The following is a 19,796-nucleotide window of genomic DNA, read 5'->3' as shown; positions in this document are numbered from 1 at the left end:
ATGTCAACTAAGTTTTTCAATTTCTTTTTTGTCGTTTTCTGCGTTTCCGCATCAGCGACGGTTATTAATATATCATGCACTACATACAGGGTCAATACTTTTTATAAAAAAATTTCACATCCCGTTAAAACTTTAAAACATGTTTCAAAAATCATTATAGTCTCCCTTCATCCTACTCCACATTTCATACCTTATCACTTTATCATGTTTCTGAACGAGTGAAAATTCTAAATTTTATGTTATATTATTGTTATAGGAGCGTGGTGAGAATGAGCATTAAGTATTCAAATAAAATCAATAAAATCCGGACCTTTGCATTAAGTTTAGTATTTATCGGCCTCTTCATTGCATACTTAGGTGTCTTTTTCCGTGAAAACATTATTATTATGACAACATTTATGATGGTTGGCTTTTTAGCTGTTATCGCTAGTACTGTCGTTTACTTTTGGATTGGCATGTTATCTACTAAAACTGTACAAATTATTTGTCCAAGCTGCGATAAGCCGACCAAAATGCTCGGTCGTGTCGACGCATGTATGCATTGCAACCAACCTTTAACAATGGATCGAAATCTAGAAGGAAAAGAATTTGATGAGAAATATAATAAGAAGAGCTATAAATCATAGGCATATATAGGTACAATGTGCCCTTACAAAACTAAACGTTAAAAGGTGATTTCTTAACAAAGAAATCACCTTTTGTATTTATCTTTAATTAAATTAGGTTCTTCACTGAACGTTTTAAATCCTCCTGAACCTAACGTAATTCCCATATATAATAAAGAAAGAGGGAGACGTAAACGTCTCCCTCTTTCTTTATTATATATTACGCCTTATGACACTCTGGACAAACGCCATAAATTTCTAAGCGATGACTATTAATAACGAAGCCTGTCGTTTTCGCAGCTTCCTCTTCAAGCTTTTCCAAGCCTCCATAAGGAAAATCAACAATCTTACCACATTTTTCGCAAATCACATGATAATGTTGACTTGTAACATAATCAAATCTACTTGAAGCGTCTCCATAAGTTAATTCCTTTACAAGTCCAACCTCTTTAAATACACGTAAGTTATTATAGACAGTTGCAACACTCATATTTGGAAACTTACCTTCTAATGCTTTATAAATGTCATCCGCTGTTGGGTGCGTCATAGATTCCACAAGGTACTCTAAAATAGCATGACGCTGTGGAGTAATGCGTACACCCGTATTTTTCAGCATTTCTAGCGCTTCTTTTAATTCTTCTTTGACCACCGTCATGCACCCCGATTCTATACGGATTATTATTTTATAATTCTTATAAAGAGTGTACTCCTTTTCTTATAAATCGTCAATATTTCTACTATAAGTATGTGGTTTATTTTTATATATAGCCTTATTCTTATATATCTTTCCCCATTTTCTATACATTTACATAGAAAAAAAGTGCGACATAATCGCACTTGGAATACTATCATCTGAGGAGGTATGCCCTACACTTCACTTTATGTAAGACGATAAAATATGTATAGACACTCGCCTTACTTCTATATATTTTATCTCCACAATGGATTTACTTTATATAAGAAAGAACATCTTCAGTATGTCCTTTCACTTTCACTTTACGCCACTCTTTTACAAGCTCACCGTCTTTATTAATAAGGAATGTAGAACGCTCGATTCCCATATACTCTTTTCCAAAGTTCTTTTTCAATTTCCAAACGTCGTATAATTCCGCTACCTTATGATCTTCATCTACTAAAAGTACAAATGGAAGATCATGCTTCTCAATGAATTTCAGATGTCTGTTCGCTGAATCCGGACTTACACCTAGAATAACTGTATCTTTCTCTTGAAATAATCCATACGCATCGCGAAAATCACATGCTTCAGTTGTACACCCTGGAGTCATATCTTTCGGATAAAAATATAGCACTACGTTTTTACCACGAAAATCAGTTAAGCGAACTTGTTCCCCGTTACTTCCCTCTAATGTAAATTCTGGAGCCATTTCTCCTACTGTGATCATTGTTATCACTCCTACTCTTTTCTTTTACTATATCAAATGCTATCTTATTTTTCATTGTCTATTACAGACCTCATTACAAAAGCAAACGGTAATGTATATCCAATTAGCGCTTCTGCAATCGCAATCCATCTCCCTATTCCAATCGGAGCTATATCACCGTACCCAACGGACAATAAAGTAACCGCGCTAAAATATAAGCAAATTTCTACAAGTTGAAAAGATTGGGCATGCAAGCTTTCTCCATCTTCTTTCAAAACTGCAAAGCCCATTTCTTCTAATACAACATAACTTAACCCAAACGCAATCAATACCGTTGTATAAATTAAAAATAAGGAGGCTAAATTATAAAGCGAAAAGAAACGCCTAGAATCTGAATATGAACTCCATAACAATTGGACACTTCTCAAAATAGCAATTGCTGCAATTAATAGAATAAATCCCCATAACATGTCCTCCACCTCATTTTATATGTATGAGACAGCCATTGGATTTATCCCTTAGAAACAAACAAGCTTCTATAATTAATTCCCAGCACCACGGTACCTTTTTACCCCTTGATTCCAAAGAGTAATTGCAATCGTAAAACAGATAACACCAACGAATGGTGTTGCAAATGCATAGCTATTCCACTCTGTTTTTCTTAAAAAGTATGCTGCTGGATACACTCCGACAAACGCAAATGGTAAAACAAACGTTAAAATGAAGCGAATCACACGGTTATAAATGTTAACAGGATAGCGACCATAGTTACCTATGTTATACATTAGCGGCATAATTGAACTTTTCGCATCCGACCAAAAACCAAGACTCGCAAGCGTAACAAATATCCCTCCGTATACAAGTGCTCCTCCTCCTACCATCAGTAAGAATAAGAAGAAATCGTACCAGTAAAAAGATAATTGCAGCTCCACTGCTGCATATCCCATTACAATTATTCCTGTAATCGCTCCAATTAAAGATTCAAGTTCCATTCTTTCTAATATAATTTGAAATAAACTATGAATCGGTCTCGTTAATATACGATCCATTTCTCCTTTAATAATGTAACGATCATTAAAGTCCCATATGTTAAAGAAAGCTGAGAATATGGCAAACGGTACTAAAAAGAAACCATAAATAAAGATTACTTCTTCTCTACTCCAGCCCTTTAATGCTTGTGTATGCCCAAACACAACGAGAATAAAGATTAAATTAACAGCCTGTAGTGCTAAATCAGAAAGTAATCCAACGATAAAATCGCCCCGATACTCCAATTTTGTTTTTATATATTGGCTTGCATATTGCAAAAATAGGTTTATATATATCATCTCATCATCCCCCTTGTACAATTAGACGTTTTCTCGCCGTTCTCCACATGAGTACAATTGGAATAATAAGTACAATTGCCCAAATTACTTGGAATAATAATGCCTCATACAATTTACTTCCTTGTATACCTTCTGAAAAAATCATACTCGGAATATAACTAATAGCCTGAAACGGTAAAAATACCATTGCTTTTTGGGCCCATAACGGATAAAAACTAATTGGTAATAATAGACCTGAAAATAAATCAATAACAACACGTTTTGCATACATAATTCCACTATTATTAAATAGGAAGAACGTGAGCATTCCAGTCATTAAATTAATTTGTGTATTAATAATAAAACTAAATATTAAAGATAAGAAGAAATATAACCACGTTTGAAAATTCGTTGTAATTTGCAATGAAAATAATAAGGTAACGATAACCATACCTGGAATTGAAAAGAAAGCAAAACGAAATATTCCTTCACCAAGACCTTGCATCACTTTCATGCCTAAATAGTTATATGGACGAATGAATTCTACTGCTACACGTCCTTCTTGAATCTCCATCGCAATTTCCCTGTCTATATTATTAAAATAAAAGGCACGTGCCATCCACGCAATTGCGATATAAGTAGTCATTTGCGAAATAGATAAACTTTCAATATTCTCTTTTCCACTATAAATTGCTTGCCATAAAAAATAATACGCACCGATATTAATTGTATAAATTAAAATCCCGCTATAATAGTTTGTACGATACGCAAGCATCATTAAAAAGCGAATCCGAATCATTTCAATGTACTTACCCATGTTTAATACCTTCCTCATAAATGTTACGAATAATTTCCTCTGTAGACACTTCGTTAATTTTTAAATCTTTAATTTGAAAGGCTTGTACTACTTTAGAAATAAGCATTGAAATGATAACTTCTTCATTCGGTATTTTTGCAACCCACGCGTTTTCCTCTTTCGCTTTCGACCAAACGACATGACTATCTGGCATAACCATTGATAAAGCCTGATAGGAAACTGGTGCAATAAATTGAAAATGTATTTCCTTCTCTGCTCCCCACTGCGTACGAAGATTATTTAAAGAACCGTCATACATAATATTTCCTTCATCCAGCATGATAACGCGCTCACATAAAGCTTCAATATCAGTAATATCATGGGTTGTTAATAAAATTGTTGTTTTGTAACGTTCATTCATTTCTTTTAAAAATTCACGTATTTTTAATTTCACAAGAACATCCAATCCAATTGTTGGTTCATCTAAAAATAATAACGGTGGATTATGAATTAATGCTGCCGCTAATTCACAACGCATCCTTTGACCTAGAGATAACTTTCGAACTGGCTTATCTAATAAAGGACCAATATCTAACGTTTCAATCACGTGTTCCATATGCTCTTTATACTGAGCATCTGATACACCGTACACTTTTTTTAATAAACGAAAAGATTCTTGTACAGCAATATCCCACCAAAGTTGTGAGCGTTGACCGAAAACAACACCAATTGTTCTTACGAATTCTTCTCTCTGCTTATGGGGGTTCATCCCATTTACTAAAATTTCTCCTGATGTCGGAGTCAAAATCCCCGTAAGCATTTTAATAGTTGTTGATTTACCAGCACCGTTCTCACCGATATATCCAACCATTTCACCTTGTTTCACATTAAAAGATACATCATTTACTGCTGGTACTATTTTATAATTACGATTTAATAAATCGCGAAAAGCACCCTTTAATCCCGGACGACTTGAATAGGCTGTAAACTCTTTACGTAACCCTTGTACCTCAATTACCGATTTCATAATCGGACCCCCTTCCTAAATGTCACAACGAATAGTTTACCCAACTGCCTTCTCTATCACAAACAATACGTCTTTTCGAAAAACATGTTAGAATAATACATAGATTTTTGTAAGGAGATGAATTGTAGTGAAATTCACAAAATCAGAAGCATTACATAAAGAAGCTTTAGAACATATCGTTGGCGGCGTTAATAGTCCTTCTCGTTCTTTTAAAGCAGTTGGCGGCGGCGCTCCTGTTGCTATGGAACGTGGAAAAGGTGCTTATTTCTGGGATGTAGACGGAAATAAATATATCGATTATTTAGCAGCATACGGTCCTATTATTACTGGACATGCTCACCCGCACATTACAAAAGCAATTACAACAGCTGCTGAAAATGGTGTACTTTACGGAACACCAACAGCACTAGAAGTAAAATTTGCAAAAATGTTAAAAGAAGCAATGCCTGCATTAGATAAAGTCCGCTTCGTAAACTCTGGTACTGAATCAGTAATGACAACAATTCGTGTCGCTCGTGCTTACACAGGCCGCACAAAAATTATGAAATTTGCTGGTTGTTACCACGGTCATTCTGATTTAGTACTTGTAGCAGCTGGATCTGGCCCTTCTACGCTAGGAACTCCTGACTCAGCCGGTGTACCACAAAGTATCGCTCAAGAAGTTATTACCGTTCCATTTAATAATGTAGAAACCTTAAAAGAAGCTTTAGATAAATGGGGACACGAAGTAGCAGCTATCCTTGTAGAACCGATTGTTGGAAACTTCGGTATTGTAGAGCCAAAACCTGGCTTCCTTGAGAAAGTGAATGAACTTGTTCACGAAGCTGGTGCACTAGTAATTTATGATGAAGTTATTACTGCTTTCCGCTTCATGTACGGTGGTGCTCAAGACTTACTTGGCGTAACACCAGACTTAACAGCGCTTGGTAAAGTTATTGGCGGCGGACTTCCGATCGGTGCTTATGGTGGTAAGAAAGAAATTATGGAACAAGTTGCCCCGCTCGGACCTGCATATCAAGCTGGTACAATGGCAGGAAATCCTGCTTCTATGGCATCCGGTATCGCTTGTCTAGAAGTTCTTCAACAAGAAGGTCTTTATGAGAAATTAGATGAACTTGGTGCAATGCTTGAAAAAGGAATTTTAGAGCAAGCTACGAAACATAATATTGATATTACATTAAACCGACTAAAAGGTGCTTTAACTGTATACTTCACAACAAATACAATTGAAGATTACGATGCAGCACAAGATACAGACGGTGAAATGTTCGGTAAATTCTTCAAGCTTATGCTTCAAGAAGGAGTTAACTTAGCACCTTCTAAATACGAGGCATGGTTCTTAACGACAGAACATACAAAAGAAGATATTGAATATACAATTGAAGCTGTAGGCAGAGCATTCGCTGCTTTAGCGGATAATAAATAATCCCGCCATTAAAAGGAAAAAAGAAAGCACATCTTTCTTTTTTCCTTTTTTCTATTTCATAAATCCCTCATTAATAGTATAATTATTCATAATTATCTGTTTAATTTTCTTTTATATCCTTACTACCTTTGTATACAAGGCTGCTCACGCCTTAAATAGTAAGATTATTCAAACTTCAATAAGAGGGGGGATTGACGGATGCTCAATAAAACAAATACATGGACACCGTCTTTATTTCGAGATTATAAAAATGCAGAACATGATGCGTGTGGAATCGTTTCCGTTATGGAGAAACGAAAAGTTGCCACGAAAGAAAACATTGATCTTTGCATACAATCACTTGTCAAAATGAATCATCGAGCTGGTTTCATTAATGGTGAAGGAGATGGTATCGGAATTCACATTGATGTCCCAAAAGCACTTTGGAATGAAAAGCTGAAAAATAACGGATACAATCCAACGATTGTGGATCATCCCCACTTTATCGTTGGACATTTTTTTCTAAACAAAAACGCAAATATCGTTAATTTAAAAAATCATATTCGTACGCAATTAAATAACGAAAGTTTTACTATTATTTTTGAAAGTGATGATGTAATAAATTCCGATGCACTCGGTCCACTTGGTAAACAGGAAGAACCTTTATTTTGGCAAGTTGCTCTTATCGCAGAAAATAAAGTTGAAAATGTTGAGCAAACATTATTTTCAGTAACGATAAAAATAGAGGAAAACGAAGCGATTCATGTTGCTTCATTAAGTCGTGACCATGTTGTATATAAAGTTCTAGGCGCTGGGGATACACTTGTTGCCTATTACAATGATTTACAACATCCACTTATCGCTTCAACTATGACACTAGGACATAACCGCTATTCTACTAATACATTATCTAATTTTTTTCGTGTACAACCATTTAGCATTCTCGGACATAATGGTGAAATTAACACAATTGCAAAATTACGTGATCAAGCTGACATGATTCATGTTCCACTTACTGCTGGGGGCAGTGACTCCCAAGATTTAAACCGCACCTTAGAAACTCTACTTGTTCAATACGACTACAGTTTATTTGAAGCAATGGATATACTATTCCCACCAATTATTAATGAAATGAAACTTTATGAACCGCATTTACAAGATTTATATACGTATATACGTGAAGCTTGGGGCCATTTTGCGCAAGGTCCAGCTGGTATTATTTCACGTTATAAAGATGAGGCTGTTTTCAGCGTTGATTCCCTTGGACTACGACCAGTATGGAAAGTAGAGACAGCGAGTTCTTATGTTTTCTCTTCTGAACCTGGAGTTGTATCACCAACTGAATATGTAGCAGAACCAAAACCACTCGCTCCTGGAGAAAAAGTCGGTCTAAAGTGGAATGAACAAGATGAACTTGTACTCTACGAATACGATGACTACCAAACTCAAGTATATAACCGTTTTAAAAAGCGAGTTGATACTAAAGATTATCATTTAAACTTATCTATCCCTGAAACGAAAGAAATCCCAGGATTATTTGATTCTATACAAGTCGAAACGAAACAATACGTTGCTTTTGGATGGGACCGAGAACATATTCAGCTTCTTGAACAGATGGCAACAAAAGGCGTTGAGCCAATTCGCTCACTTGGGCATGACTCACCACTTGCAGCACTCGATACTGATAGACGAAATATCGCTGATTTCATTAAGGAAAGTGTAGCCGTTGTTACAAATCCAGCAATCGATCGTGATCGAGAGGTCGAGCACTTCTCCACACGAACAATACTTGGAGAGCGCCCAAGTTTATTAAGCGGAGCTAAACGGCCATTTGTAGTTGAGATTCTTTCCCCCATTATTTTAGAAGGAAGTGTAGCACAATCTATTACAGAGGAATTACACACAGTTACGTACGAACAACTTATACAGCTATTCAATACTCATAGCTCTATCGCTACAATCTCTGCTACATTCAGTCCGCCAGAAACTTTACAATGCGCCTTAAATCGAATTAGTTCTGAAGCGATAAAGGCCGTGAACGATGGAGCTTCCCTACTATTAATAGACGATGCCAACGCTCATCTAAATGAACAGTTATGGATTGATCCGCATTTAGTTACCGCTAAAGTACATCAAGTATTAAGCGAAAATAAATTACGCCGAAACTGCTCTCTCGTTATACGTTCTGGTGCTCTTCGCTCTTTACATGATATCGTCACACTGTATGGATTAGGAGCAGATGGTATGAATCCATATTTATTATTTGCAACCGTAAATGATGGAACAAAAACGCCAATTATGAATTTGTATAATGCTCTTAATAAAGGACTAGAAAAAGTCATTTCAACAATTGGAATTCATGAATTACGTGGTTACGGTCGCCTCTATTCTTCTATCGGATTACATGAGGAAATCGCAAATATATTACAAATTACGAATTTCTTCGGTTCAAATGATTTAGCTTTTTCGCTTAAATCACTTGCTGAAGATGCACAATTGCGAGCGGATGATTATAACAATCCTAAAGTTAGAATGCGAAAATCTTTTCATATATTCCCGCGAATTTGGAAAGCAATCGGCGATGTCGCAAAAGGAAATTCTTATGATGATTACCGTGACAAATTAAGTGAGTTAGAAGAAAATAATCCAATCGCGATTAGACATCTTGTTCAAACGAAAGAAACAAAACATGTCGTTCCGGCCGAAGAAGTATCCATCAGCATTCAAAATCATGATTTACCATTTATTATCAGTTCCATGTCATTCGGTTCTCAAAATGAAATTGCCTTTCGTGCATATGCAGAAGCGGCCGATCAGCTAAATATGATTAGCTTGAACGGTGAAGGCGGCGAAATTAAAGATATGATTGGAAAATATCCACATACACGTGGACAACAAGTTGCATCTGGGCGATTTGGTGTAAACGCCGAACTACTAAATTCATCAAACTTAATTGAAATAAAAATTGGGCAAGGCGCAAAGCCTGGTGAAGGCGGACATTTGCCTGGTTCAAAAGTAACAGCAAAAATCGCTGAAGCGCGTAATGCTACAATTGGCTCTGATTTAATTTCACCTTCTAACAACCATGATATTTATTCCATTGAAGATTTAGCTCAAATGATTACAGAAATTAAAACGGCTAATCAACTTGCGAAAGTAGCTGTAAAGGTTCCTGTCGTCCCTAACATTGGAACAATTGCTGTCGGTATCGCAAAGGCTGGTGCTGACTTTATTAACATTAGCGGATTTGATGGTGGTACAGGTGCCGCACGTATTCACGCATTGCAACATGTAGGCCTTCCTGCAGAAATTGGTGTGAAAGCCGCTCACAATGCTTTATTAGAAGCAAATATGAGACAAAAGGTAGAAATTTGGGCTGACGGTGGTATTCGAAGTGTTAATGATGCCTTGAAAATCATGCTCCTTGGGGCAAACCGTATTGGATTTGGTACATTATCCATGATTGCAATCGGCTGTACAACTTGCCGCGGATGTCATCTAGATACTTGTCACGTTGGAATTGCAACACAAATTGATTCTGAAGCTCAGGCGAAAGAACACGGATTACGCCGCTTCGTCCCGCGCGAATTAGAAAGCGCCGTTGCTGGATTATTACATTTATTCACCGCTTTTGGCGTAGAACTAAAACGATTAACAGGAAATCTTGGTTATACAAATTTACAAGAAATTGTCGGACATTCCGATTTATTAGAACAAGTTCGAGGCGAAAATTTATTAGACTTATGTAATTTACTACAAACGATAGAAAACCCATCTGTTACAAAAACAGAATACGTACCGGAAAAACAATTTGAAACAGTTCATTCCCCTCATTCAAAAGAATTAATAGGCGTTGGCGTAGAGCAACGCGTTATGGGGGGGCTAGAATCTTGCTATCGCGTTCGTAGTAAATTATATGAAGACACCAAGCTTGAACCACTTACATTAAAGTATACGAATGGCTCTATTCCTGGAAATGGATTAGGTGCTTATAATAGTGAGAACTTATTTATACACGTAAATGGCGGTGCACAAGATGGTATTGGTAAAACCTCCTTTGGTGGTGGTATTTATATAACGAAAGCAAAAGGAAAAGACGGCATATATTATAACGGTTCTGTCGGAAAAGGTTTTGGGTACGGTGCACAAAAAGGATCGCTATACGTTCAAGGTAACGCTGATGCTCGCGCTGGCATTCGCCTCTCTGGAGCAGACATGATAATTGGAGGGCGAATGACAAAGCCACTCCGTGAAAAAGAGCAAGGGAATATAGGTGTATACTCTAATATTAAAGGTTTCGCTTTTGAATATATGACAAATGGGCGAGCGCTTGTTTTAGGGGATCCTGGTCCATGGATTTGTGCTGGTATGACTGGTGGTGTTGTTTATTTACGTCATGATTCAAGCTCGGGTTTAACAGAACACGCCTTAAAAAGAAGAATCGCAAAAGGGGCAAATGTTACATTACAACCAATTAGTAAAAACGGCGTGCAAGATGTGACTGAGTTATTGGTAGATTACATTCGTGTATTAAATGAACATGAGCAATACGAGGAAGTTGCTTTATTAACACCGTTACTCGATGATATGCAGCAACAGTTTTTTGAAATTATCCCGAAAAAAGAGCAGGCTGATCCATCTATCTCAACAGAGTGATATACCAACTTTTCATTTTTAAGAAAAAATTGACGAAGTACACTTCTCATAGTAATCTATAGTAACAATTTGAAACCTGCTGAAATTCAGCAGGTTTTTTCACTAAAAATTGATGTTTAAAAAGAATTAGGAAAAAGTATAAAATGAATCTTATTTTCTTATTAACGTCACTAAAATATCACTTGCTAACATATTGTAATGAATGTATAGTATCATGTTGTACATTCATTATGACAAGAGAAAGGATCTTATTAAGGGTATGAAACTTGGTGCTCGCATTTTAAAAACGGGTATTGCCATCACATTAGCTTTATTTGCTTGTATTTTACTTCAATTACCGAGTCCAGTATTCGCGGGAATCTCAGCTATATTCGCTGTTCAACCGTCTGTATACCGCTCGTATTTAACAGCTCTTGAGCAAATTCAAGCAAACGTCATTGGTGCGGTATTCGCTATCGTATTTGCTACTGCTTTTGGACATAATCCTTTTATTATTGGATTAACATGTATATTAGTAATTGCGCTTACGTTACAATTACGATTAGAAAACACAATATCAATTGCTTTAGTAACAGTTATCGCCATTATGGAGTATCAGGGCGACGATTTCTTTAGTTTTGCCTTACTTCGCTTTGCGACGATTATGATTGGAATTATTGCGGCTTCACTTGTAAATTTAGTGTTTATGCCGCCAAAATACGAAACAAAACTATATCATCGTATCGTTGATAATACAGAAGAAATTGTAAAATGGATTCGAATGAATAGCAGGCAAGCTTCTGATTTTACAACGCTAAAAACTGATATTGATCGTATGAAAGAAAAGATGATCAAACTAAACCATTACTATTTGCTGTATAAAGAAGAAAGAAGCTACACGAAAAAAGTAAAGTTCGCAAAAATTCGTAAGCTCGTTTTATTCAGACAAATGTTAGCGACGACAAGCCGTGCTTTAAGTACGTTAAAATCATTACATCGTACTGAAAATGAACTGCGCTATATGCCAGAAGAATTTCAGGAATCTATCCAAAACGAACTTGACTCATTAACCCATTACCATGAACAAGTTTTATTAAAATTTATTGGTAAAGCAAAAAAACAACAATCCGTTGAAATGCTTGATGAAGTTGAAACAGGTAAACAAGAATTAATTGATATCTTTATGGATTATCAAAACAAGGACGATGAGGAAGCGTATAAAACATGGCTACACCTCTTCCCTCTTATTTCTGCCATTATTAACTATAGTGAAGAAGTAGAGCATTTAGATTTACTTGTGGATAGCTTCTACACATACCATAAACCAGAAGCGGAACTCCAAATCGAAGATAAAAAAGAAGACGAATAAAGAAAACAGCTCCTTTTACGCTAAAGGAGCTGTTTCTGTTATATGTTGAAGTTGATATAAATTGTAATAAAACCCTCTTTTTTTCATTAACTCTTCATGAGAACCTGTTTCTTTAATTTCACCATCTTCAATGTAAATAATCGTATCCACATGTGTAATCGTCGCCAATCGATGTGCGATTACGATCGTCGTCCGATCAGCAGCTAACGTCTGAAGCGCCTGCTGAATATACCGTTCATTTTCTAAATCTAAAGCGGAAGTCGCCTCATCTAATATAAGCAACGATGGATTCTTTAGAAACACTCTTGCAATCGCTACACGTTGCCTTTGCCCACCAGATAACTTCACACCGCGTTCCCCAACGACAGTATCATAGCCATCAGGTAACTCTATAATAAAATCATGGATTTGCGCAGCTTTAGCAGCTGCAATCACTTCTTCCTCTGTAGCTTTCGGGTTTCCATATAAAATATTTGCCCCGATTGTATCACTAAATAACAAGTTATCTTGCAGTACAATTCCAATATGACTACGTAAATTTCTCATATCATACTTTCTAACATCTATCCCATCTACATAAACTGCACCTGAAGAAACATCATAGAAACGTGGGATTAAGCTAGCAAGAGATGACTTCCCTCCCCCACTTGCTCCTACAAGTGCTACCTTCTCTCCTGGCAACATAGTTAACGAAAGGTTATGTAATATCTCTTTTTCATCCGAATTGTAACGAAAAGATACATTATCAAATATCACTTCACCATTTAATTTTGTCGTTTGTACCGCACTTGGCACATTGACAATATCGTATTTTTCATCTAACAATTCAAACACTCGATCCATCGATGCGAAAGACTGTGTTAATGTTGTAGAGGAATTGACAAGGCGGCGAAGCGGACTATACAAACTATCCATATATCCAACAAAGGCAACCATAGTCCCTAATGTTAACTGCCCCTGAATTACTTCATATGCTGCAAAACCGATCACCAGTAACGGGCCTAAATCGGTTAACGTATTCACTACCGAAAATGTCCTTGCAGTCCAACTCGTATGCGTTAATGCTTTCGTCAAAAATTCATTATTTCTTTTTTCAAATTGCTTACCCTCATACTCTTCTAATGCAAAGCTACGTGTCACTTGCATCCCTTGAATACGTTCATGTAAATACCCTTGCATCGTTGCTAAAGCTTGCGAACGCTCTTTCGTTAATTTTCGAAGACGCCCGAAAAAATATTTCACTGCCACTACATAAATAGGTAAAATTAATAACGCAACAAATGTTAATTTTATATTCATAGAAAACATAACAATAATAGCAATAGCAATCGTTGCCGTATCTAGCCAAACATTCATCAAACCAGTAATTACAAAATCCTTTGTTTGTTCTACATCATGGATTACACGTGAAATAAGCTCCCCTGTTTTTGTATTCGAATAATAGCGTAAACTCAACTTTTGTAAATGACCAAAAATATTTTTTCGCAAATCATATAGTATTGTATTTGCGATACGCTGCGCGAAATATTGACGATAATATTCAATTGGCGGTCTTACTACTGCAAAAATAAAAAAAGCAATCCCAACGGCTGTTACTAATTGGGATGTTTTATCTTGAAGTGACCCTCCGCCTTGAATTACATCATCGATAATATATTTTAATAACCACGGCATAATAAGCGGGATGCCGAATTTAACTAGACCAATCATAATTGTAATAGCAATAAGCCATCGATACGGTTTAACAAATTGCAAATATCTTTTTATACCTTGCACATAATCCCCCCTCTAATAGGACAAACCTGCCGGGAAATCCCCTGCAGGTTTGTTTTAATTTCTGTACATTAAATATCTTTCATACCACATATCTACGAAATCTGGCGCGAATGGCCCTTTTCTTTGATGAATCCATTGTGTTAATTGTGCTACATTTCGTTTTAAAATAGTATCAATAACAGGTGGATACTGCATAATTTGACTATGCTTTTCATACTCATCTTCATCTAAAAGCGTATATGTCATATCTGGATATACTTTAATATCTAAATCATAATCAATGTACTTTAATGCTTCAGAATCATATGCAAAAGGTGAGCCTAAATTACAATAATAATATACTCCCTCTTCCCTTAGCATCCCAATCACATTAAACCAATAGTTTGCATGAAAATAACAAATTGCTGGTTCACGAGTAATCCATGTTCGGCCATCTGATTCTGTCACTACTGTACGATCATTTGCTCCGATCACAAGGCTCTGTGTCCCTTTTAAAATTGTTGTCTCTTCCCACATTCTATGAATGGAGCCATTATGTTTATAACTATGTATTTGTACTTTTTCTCCTTCTTTGGGAAATCCCATATATGCTCCCTTCTTTCAACTGCAAATGCCCTTTGAGCTGCATTCACTTTTTTTCTATTATAACTTTTTTGTCGAAATTTTAAAACTAAAGCGACAAGACTCTATTTTTCACACTGAATACCATATCCCTAATCTTCTTAGGAGACGGGGCCTTCGCTAAATGATTTACAAACGAGGAAATGGAAATAGAAAAAGCCCTTCCTTATTTCTATCTAAAGAAGGACCTTTCACCGGAAGGTAACAATATGCCTTATCCTAAACTCGAAATCATTTTTTCAGTTTCAAAAGATTGAATCACACTATTTGTTTGCTCTTCAAATTTCTCATGTAACAGTTTTAATGCTAATTCTGTTCTATATATTTCTTGGCGGATAAAATGTAATTCCTTTTTATCGCACGTATCCTTTTCGCTCATTTCAATTTGCTGATACTTCTCTAGATGAGCCTGTAACTTTAACAACTCATCCATCGTTTCCAATTGCTCTCCTACCAACTTATCAAAATCGTTCATTACTTACCCCCTTTTGGACTTATTTATCAGTTATTATTCCTCATTACATATTTCTCATCTTTACCTTCCTTCTCCTTTGACTACATTTGTTGACTTATTAGAAGTTATGTCGTTCACTTTATTTTCATTACCATGACCCAGGCACAAAGAAAACACTTCTCCCGAATTAGAGAAGTGTTTTTCTTTCATTACTGATTTGAACTAGAAGATTGTGATTGTTTTGCAGCTGATTGTGCATTTTGTTTTTTCACAGCGTGCACATCTGTTTCAGTTGCGAATTCTGTACCATAACTAGCGTTTGCACTTTGTGCACCGGAAGCTTGTGCTTTCTTTGCTTCTGATTGTGCGTTTGCTTGTTTTACTGCTTGTGCATTTGTTTCAGTTGCGAACTCTGTACCATAACTAGCATTTGTACTTTGAATGCTAGCACCAGAAGTTGCCTTGTTATAACCTTGTTGTTTTTTACTCATCTTTCTCACCTCCACAACCAATAATGTAACCAATTTACTTAGAAGCTATCCGTAATTTTCTTTTTAAAAAATTTCGCATATATCTCTTATTACTCATTCAAACTATAGGAAATGGAGGTGGGAGTATGTATATAGGACGCGATATGACTGAACTAACGATGATTTCAAAAAATGAATGGAAAGAAGATGAATTAGCTTATTTTCATCACTCATTACAACAGATTTTGCCGTATTTAAATGCAGAAGGTCAAAGTATCTATAAAGAAATTGTAGTAGAAATTGAATCAAGAGGTGGCTTACAACAAGGTGAAGCTAATTGGACTCATGGGACAAAAATTTCTTACGATTAAAAAAGTGTTCCCAATCTAGGGAACACTTTTTTAATTTATCCCGCTTTAATGGGCAGTAAGACCCCCACCTCAAAATGCAGCGAAAGCAAAGAATTTAGGTGGGGGATCAACTGCCCATAAAAGTCCGATTAGTTCAACTAATAATCAGTGGGGATGAAGAAAACCCCCACTGATTAAAGTTTCACTTTATTGCATTGTAATTTTCTCAACGCAATTCTCATAAATCGTACGATGCGATTTCGAGAATGGTAACTGCTCAAATGCTTCTTTCGATACAAATTTCAATGTATCTGTTTCAACAATATCACCAGTTACTTTTCCGTAAAATACGAATATATCCCAAGTGCGATGTGTAAATGTATGTTGTACATTCACTGCGTATTCTTCAATAGAAATCGAGAGCTCAAATTTTTCTTTCATATAATCTGTAAGCTGCTCTTTCTGATTCCGAATCCCTTCCCCAAGTTCAGCATTTGGAAACTCCCACATGTTAGCTAATAACCCGGTACTTGGACGTTTATTAATGACGTAACGACCATCTTCTGTTTGAAGTACCCCTGCAACAATCGGTACCATTGTAGGAGCCTTCGCTTTACTTTTTACTGGTAACTCCTTTTGAACACCTTCAGCATATCCTCGACAATGTTCACGTACAGGACAAAGTAAGCAAGATGGATTTTTTGGAATACAAATTAGTGCACCTAATTCCATCAAACCTTGATTAAAATAAGATGGATTTTCAGCCGAAATAATTTCACGTACAATCTCTTCAAACACTTTTCTAGTTTTCGGTTTTGCAATGTCATCCCATACTGATAAAATGCGAGATAATACACGCATAACATTTCCGTCAACTGCCGGCTCTGGTATACCATATGCGATACTTAAAATAGCACCTTTTGTATAGGGGCCAACTCCTTTTAATTTTTCAATTTTCTTTACATCACTCGGTACTATCCCGCCGTATACTTCTTTCACTTCTTTTACAGCCGCATGTAAATTTCGTGCTCTAGAATAATATCCTAAACCTTCCCATGCTTTTAACACTTCTTCATCACCAGCATTTGCCAAAGCTTCTAGAGTAGGAAACTTCCCCATAAAATTCGCGTAATATGGTTTTACAGCTTCTACCCTCGTTTGCTGCAACATAATTTCCGAAACCCAGACGCGGTATGGATCTTTATTTTTACGCCACGGTAAGTCGCGTTGCTCTTTTTCAAACCAACCAATTAAATCATTTTGAAACTGCTCTATGTTAAAATTATTTAATATTTCAAGTGTCAAACTTGATCCCCCTCATTTTTTTGCATATAAGTACTATTATAAAGATTTTAGGAAAAAATTTAAGTAAGATGACATAGGAAATAGAAGGCAAAGGACTTGAGGTATCGAATAAAAAGAGTTACATTAATAAAAAACGGAGGTGGATTTCTATGGACACAGCCACTCACCTTGTTATGGGCGTTACTCTAGGCAGTTTGGCAACGTTAGATCCAGCCATAGCACAAAGTGATATTGGGCCACAAGCAGTTATGCTTGCTACAATTGCCGGTTCCAATATTCCTGACATCGATACAGTTTTAAAATTGCGTAATAACGCTAAATATATAAGAAATCATCGCGGGATTACTCATTCCATTCCTGCTGTGATTCTTTGGTCATTCCTTATAAGTGGCATCTCTTTCGCCTTCTTTTCAGACGCTCCATATTTGCATCTACTACTTTGGTCATTTATTGCCGTCTTTCTTCATGTCTTTGTAGATATTTTCAACGCCTACGGTACCCAGGCATTACGGCCCTTCACAAAAAAATGGGTAGCGCTCGGCATCATTAATACATTTGATACCGTCATTTTCTTTATCAACCTACTCACGATTGCTTGTATGCTTGTAGGTTCCCATAAAGGGTATACTGCCTTAGCAGCGTATATATTGATGATTATTTACTATATCGGACGGATTATGATGCATAGAAACATACGTAGCATCGTATATAAACGTTTCAATCATGTGGAGAAAATAATCATTTCCCCTTCTTACAGATTTTATCATTATCATTTAGCAATCGTTACAACTGATTATTACTACGTTGCTAGATGGCATCGTGGTAACATCATGATATATGATAAGTTCGACCGGGTACCGTTCCCAGATAATGCTATTATGCGCGCAGCTAAACAAGATGAAAACATCTCAGCATTTCTATCTTTCTCCCCTGTGTATCGCTGGGACATTTTCGATTATGATCATTATTACGAAGTTCGCTTCATTGATTTGCGCTATCGCAGTAAAGATTATTATCCATTCGTTGCAATCGTTCAACTCGACCACAATTTAAATATTATTAGTTCCTATACAGGATGGATTTTTAGTGAAGAAAAACTTCGAAAAAAACTGGAATTACTTCCACATTAAAAAAAGCGACTTAAGTCGCTTTTTTTTAATGTTTCAAATGATCTTCTTGATTGATTAAATGGCTATATTTCGGATTATTTGTACGCATTTCATGAAGGCGACCTCCATGATTATTAATCCATGTTCGTACCACTTGTTCAGTCATTTCATCACCTTGATAACGACCTGATTTCGCATAAGTTGTTTGAAAGTCTTCCCACAATAATTCAACCCACGCACGAGCTTGTGCGTAAGAAAGTTTGTCATTTTTGTCTAATAATTCTTTTGTTAATGTTTCGTGAATATCATTCATGTTCTATTCTCCTTTTACCTATTTATTCCCTTAATTTCTAAAGGATAGTTTCCTCTATTTTGCACATTCTATAAGTGATACTTCTTAAAGAGGTATCAACTGATGATGAGGAGGGCGTTCGCAATGGGTAAACAAGCCGAATTTTGGTCTGAGTCAAAAAACAACAGCAAAATCGATGGTCAGCCGAAAGCGAAATCACGCTTCGCTTCGAAACGACCTAACGGCACAATTAACACGCACCCACAAGAACGTATGCGTGCTGCAAATCAGCAGGAAGAATAGTTCAGGTACAACCTAAAAAATTAACTTCCTACACGAGGTGATAAAGATGAGCTACCGTGATCGCTTAGATAGTCGTTCTGAATTATTTAACCATACGTGGACTCGTCCGAAACATGCAAAAGCGCAAGTTAACGGACAGACGCAACAAACCCAGTCTCTCATTATACTGGCGAATGAATGTAAAAAACGCCAATTTTAGAATCTCCTATCTCCTGTAACGCCTACCAAAGATGAAAACCAGAGAGATATTCGCTCTCTGGTTTTCATTTTTCTTGCAATAAAGAAATCGGTATTCCAATCTCTTCATTATCATTTTGCTTATGTCCCCAAGCAAATACCCCGTTGAAATACGTAATTTCAAATAATATACCAGGTTCTTCTACTAATTCATATGTCTCACCAATATGAAATTTGTTTATATCAGTCATATAAGCACGAGCCATTGCCATCTTTCGCATTAATACATCGAACTCATTTACAATACCAAGTTGCTCTGCCTTTATTGCTTGCTCTTTCAAAACCCCAATTTCTTCCCTTAGCTCATGTGGTGTCATTTCACTGTAGCGCTTTGGCATATTCATCTTATTCCC

At 36.3% G+C, this 19,796-nt stretch carries 21 protein-coding genes; 8 read left to right on the top strand and 13 right to left on the bottom strand.

Features of this window, described 5'->3' with window-relative positions:
* Nucleotides 1–269: 269 nt before the first annotated feature.
* Nucleotides 270–626: a YgzB family protein gene (locus JDS82_RS26120; protein WP_000025063.1), complete on the top strand. Its 357-nt coding sequence runs from the start codon at nt 270–272 to the stop codon at nt 624–626.
* Between the two features lie 199 nt (nt 627–825).
* Here the strand turns inward: JDS82_RS26120 and perR are convergent, their stop codons facing one another.
* The 6 genes from perR to JDS82_RS26090 form a co-directional block, all read right to left on the bottom strand.
* Nucleotides 826–1,254 (bottom strand): peroxide-responsive transcriptional repressor PerR, encoded by a 429-nt coding sequence (gene perR / locus JDS82_RS26115; RefSeq protein ID WP_000237829.1) that lies wholly within the window; start codon nt 1,252–1,254, stop codon nt 826–828.
* A 298-nt stretch (nt 1,255–1,552) separates the two neighbouring features.
* Nucleotides 1,553–2,008 carry a thioredoxin-dependent thiol peroxidase gene (gene bcp, locus JDS82_RS26110; protein WP_000633726.1) on the bottom strand — a complete coding sequence of 152 codons (456 nt, stop codon included), beginning with the start codon at nt 2,006–2,008 and terminating at the stop codon, nt 1,553–1,555.
* Between the two features lie 44 nt (nt 2,009–2,052).
* Entirely contained in the window at nt 2,053–2,457 is a 405-nt protein-coding gene (locus JDS82_RS26105; RefSeq protein WP_000964347.1) for a potassium channel family protein, read from the bottom strand.
* A 72-nt stretch (nt 2,458–2,529) separates the two neighbouring features.
* Nucleotides 2,530–3,315, bottom strand: a complete 786-nt coding sequence (locus JDS82_RS26100; RefSeq protein ID WP_000639385.1) for an ABC transporter permease — start codon at nt 3,313–3,315, stop codon at nt 2,530–2,532.
* Nucleotides 3,316–3,319: 4 nt separating this feature from the next.
* Complete coding sequence (locus JDS82_RS26095; protein WP_199714155.1) at nt 3,320–4,111, bottom strand: ABC transporter permease; 792 nt, start codon at nt 4,109–4,111, stop codon at nt 3,320–3,322.
* Complete coding sequence (locus JDS82_RS26090; protein ID WP_000843640.1) at nt 4,104–5,117, bottom strand: ABC transporter ATP-binding protein; 1,014 nt, start codon at nt 5,115–5,117, stop codon at nt 4,104–4,106. Before JDS82_RS26090 ends, JDS82_RS26095 begins: the two co-directional genes overlap by 8 nt.
* Nucleotides 5,118–5,244: 127 nt before the next feature.
* Here JDS82_RS26090 and hemL point away from each other — a divergent pair, with 127 nt between their 5' ends.
* From hemL to JDS82_RS26075, 3 genes are all read left to right on the top strand, one after another.
* Nucleotides 5,245–6,543, top strand: a complete 1,299-nt coding sequence (gene hemL / locus JDS82_RS26085; RefSeq protein WP_000673251.1) for a glutamate-1-semialdehyde-2,1-aminomutase — start codon at nt 5,245–5,247, stop codon at nt 6,541–6,543.
* Between the two features lie 198 nt (nt 6,544–6,741).
* Nucleotides 6,742–11,178 (top strand): glutamate synthase-related protein, encoded by a 4,437-nt coding sequence (locus JDS82_RS26080; RefSeq protein WP_199714154.1) that lies wholly within the window; start codon nt 6,742–6,744, stop codon nt 11,176–11,178.
* A 259-nt stretch (nt 11,179–11,437) separates the two neighbouring features.
* Entirely contained in the window at nt 11,438–12,526 is a 1,089-nt protein-coding gene (locus tag JDS82_RS26075; RefSeq protein WP_000765792.1) for an aromatic acid exporter family protein, read from the top strand.
* A gap of 15 nt (nt 12,527–12,541) precedes the next feature.
* Here the strand turns inward: JDS82_RS26075 and JDS82_RS26070 are convergent, their stop codons facing one another.
* The 4 genes from JDS82_RS26070 to JDS82_RS26055 form a co-directional block, all read right to left on the bottom strand.
* Nucleotides 12,542–14,302: an ABC transporter ATP-binding protein gene (locus JDS82_RS26070; protein WP_001161632.1), complete on the bottom strand. Its 1,761-nt coding sequence runs from the start codon at nt 14,300–14,302 to the stop codon at nt 12,542–12,544.
* Between the two features lie 54 nt (nt 14,303–14,356).
* Nucleotides 14,357–14,887, bottom strand: coding sequence for a nucleoside tri-diphosphate phosphatase (gene ntdP / locus JDS82_RS26065; RefSeq protein ID WP_000506626.1), 531 nt, complete (start codon nt 14,885–14,887; stop codon nt 14,357–14,359).
* A 250-nt stretch (nt 14,888–15,137) separates the two neighbouring features.
* Nucleotides 15,138–15,398 (bottom strand): YgaB family protein, encoded by a 261-nt coding sequence (locus JDS82_RS26060; RefSeq protein WP_000997583.1) that lies wholly within the window; start codon nt 15,396–15,398, stop codon nt 15,138–15,140.
* 188 nt (nt 15,399–15,586) lie between these two features.
* On the bottom strand, nt 15,587–15,868 hold the full coding sequence (locus tag JDS82_RS26055; RefSeq protein WP_000039033.1) for a gamma-type small acid-soluble spore protein: 282 nt from the start codon (nt 15,866–15,868) through the stop codon (nt 15,587–15,589).
* 125 nt (nt 15,869–15,993) lie between these two features.
* Between JDS82_RS26055 and JDS82_RS26050 the strand changes: the two genes are divergently transcribed.
* Entirely contained in the window at nt 15,994–16,218 is a 225-nt protein-coding gene (locus JDS82_RS26050) for a hypothetical protein (RefSeq protein ID WP_000275434.1), read from the top strand.
* Nucleotides 16,219–16,404: 186 nt separating this feature from the next.
* Here JDS82_RS26050 and mutY read toward each other — a convergent pair whose 3' ends face one another.
* Entirely contained in the window at nt 16,405–17,502 is a 1,098-nt protein-coding gene (gene mutY, locus JDS82_RS26045; protein ID WP_000171415.1) for an A/G-specific adenine glycosylase, read from the bottom strand.
* A gap of 149 nt (nt 17,503–17,651) precedes the next feature.
* Here mutY and JDS82_RS26040 point away from each other — a divergent pair, with 149 nt between their 5' ends.
* Complete coding sequence (locus JDS82_RS26040) at nt 17,652–18,632, top strand: metal-dependent hydrolase (RefSeq protein ID WP_199714153.1); 981 nt, start codon at nt 17,652–17,654, stop codon at nt 18,630–18,632.
* A 25-nt stretch (nt 18,633–18,657) separates the two neighbouring features.
* On the opposite strand, the gene JDS82_RS26035 is transcribed toward JDS82_RS26040, so the two are convergent.
* A complete protein-coding gene (locus JDS82_RS26035) occupies nt 18,658–18,924 on the bottom strand; it encodes a YfhJ family protein (RefSeq protein ID WP_000997857.1) in 267 nt (88 codons plus the stop codon).
* A 123-nt stretch (nt 18,925–19,047) separates the two neighbouring features.
* Here JDS82_RS26035 and JDS82_RS26030 point away from each other — a divergent pair, with 123 nt between their 5' ends.
* Nucleotides 19,048–19,206 (top strand): small, acid-soluble spore protein K, encoded by a 159-nt coding sequence (locus tag JDS82_RS26030; protein WP_000517891.1) that lies wholly within the window; start codon nt 19,048–19,050, stop codon nt 19,204–19,206.
* Between the two features lie 46 nt (nt 19,207–19,252).
* On the top strand, nt 19,253–19,405 hold the full coding sequence (locus JDS82_RS26025) for a YpzG family protein (protein WP_000122093.1): 153 nt from the start codon (nt 19,253–19,255) through the stop codon (nt 19,403–19,405).
* Nucleotides 19,406–19,469: 64 nt separating this feature from the next.
* Here the strand turns inward: JDS82_RS26025 and JDS82_RS26020 are convergent, their stop codons facing one another.
* Nucleotides 19,470–19,787 carry a YfhH family protein gene (locus JDS82_RS26020; protein ID WP_001057030.1) on the bottom strand — a complete coding sequence of 106 codons (318 nt, stop codon included), beginning with the start codon at nt 19,785–19,787 and terminating at the stop codon, nt 19,470–19,472.
* Between the last annotated feature and the right edge of the window lie 9 nt (nt 19,788–19,796).

Origin of the sequence: Bacillus cereus group sp. N14, assembly GCF_016483555.1 — a bacterium.
Taxonomy (GTDB): Bacteria; Bacillota; Bacilli; order Bacillales; family Bacillaceae_G; genus Bacillus_A; species Bacillus_A wiedmannii.
Note: the sequence above shows the minus strand (reverse complement) of the source record. Positions and strands in the feature narration are given on the sequence as shown.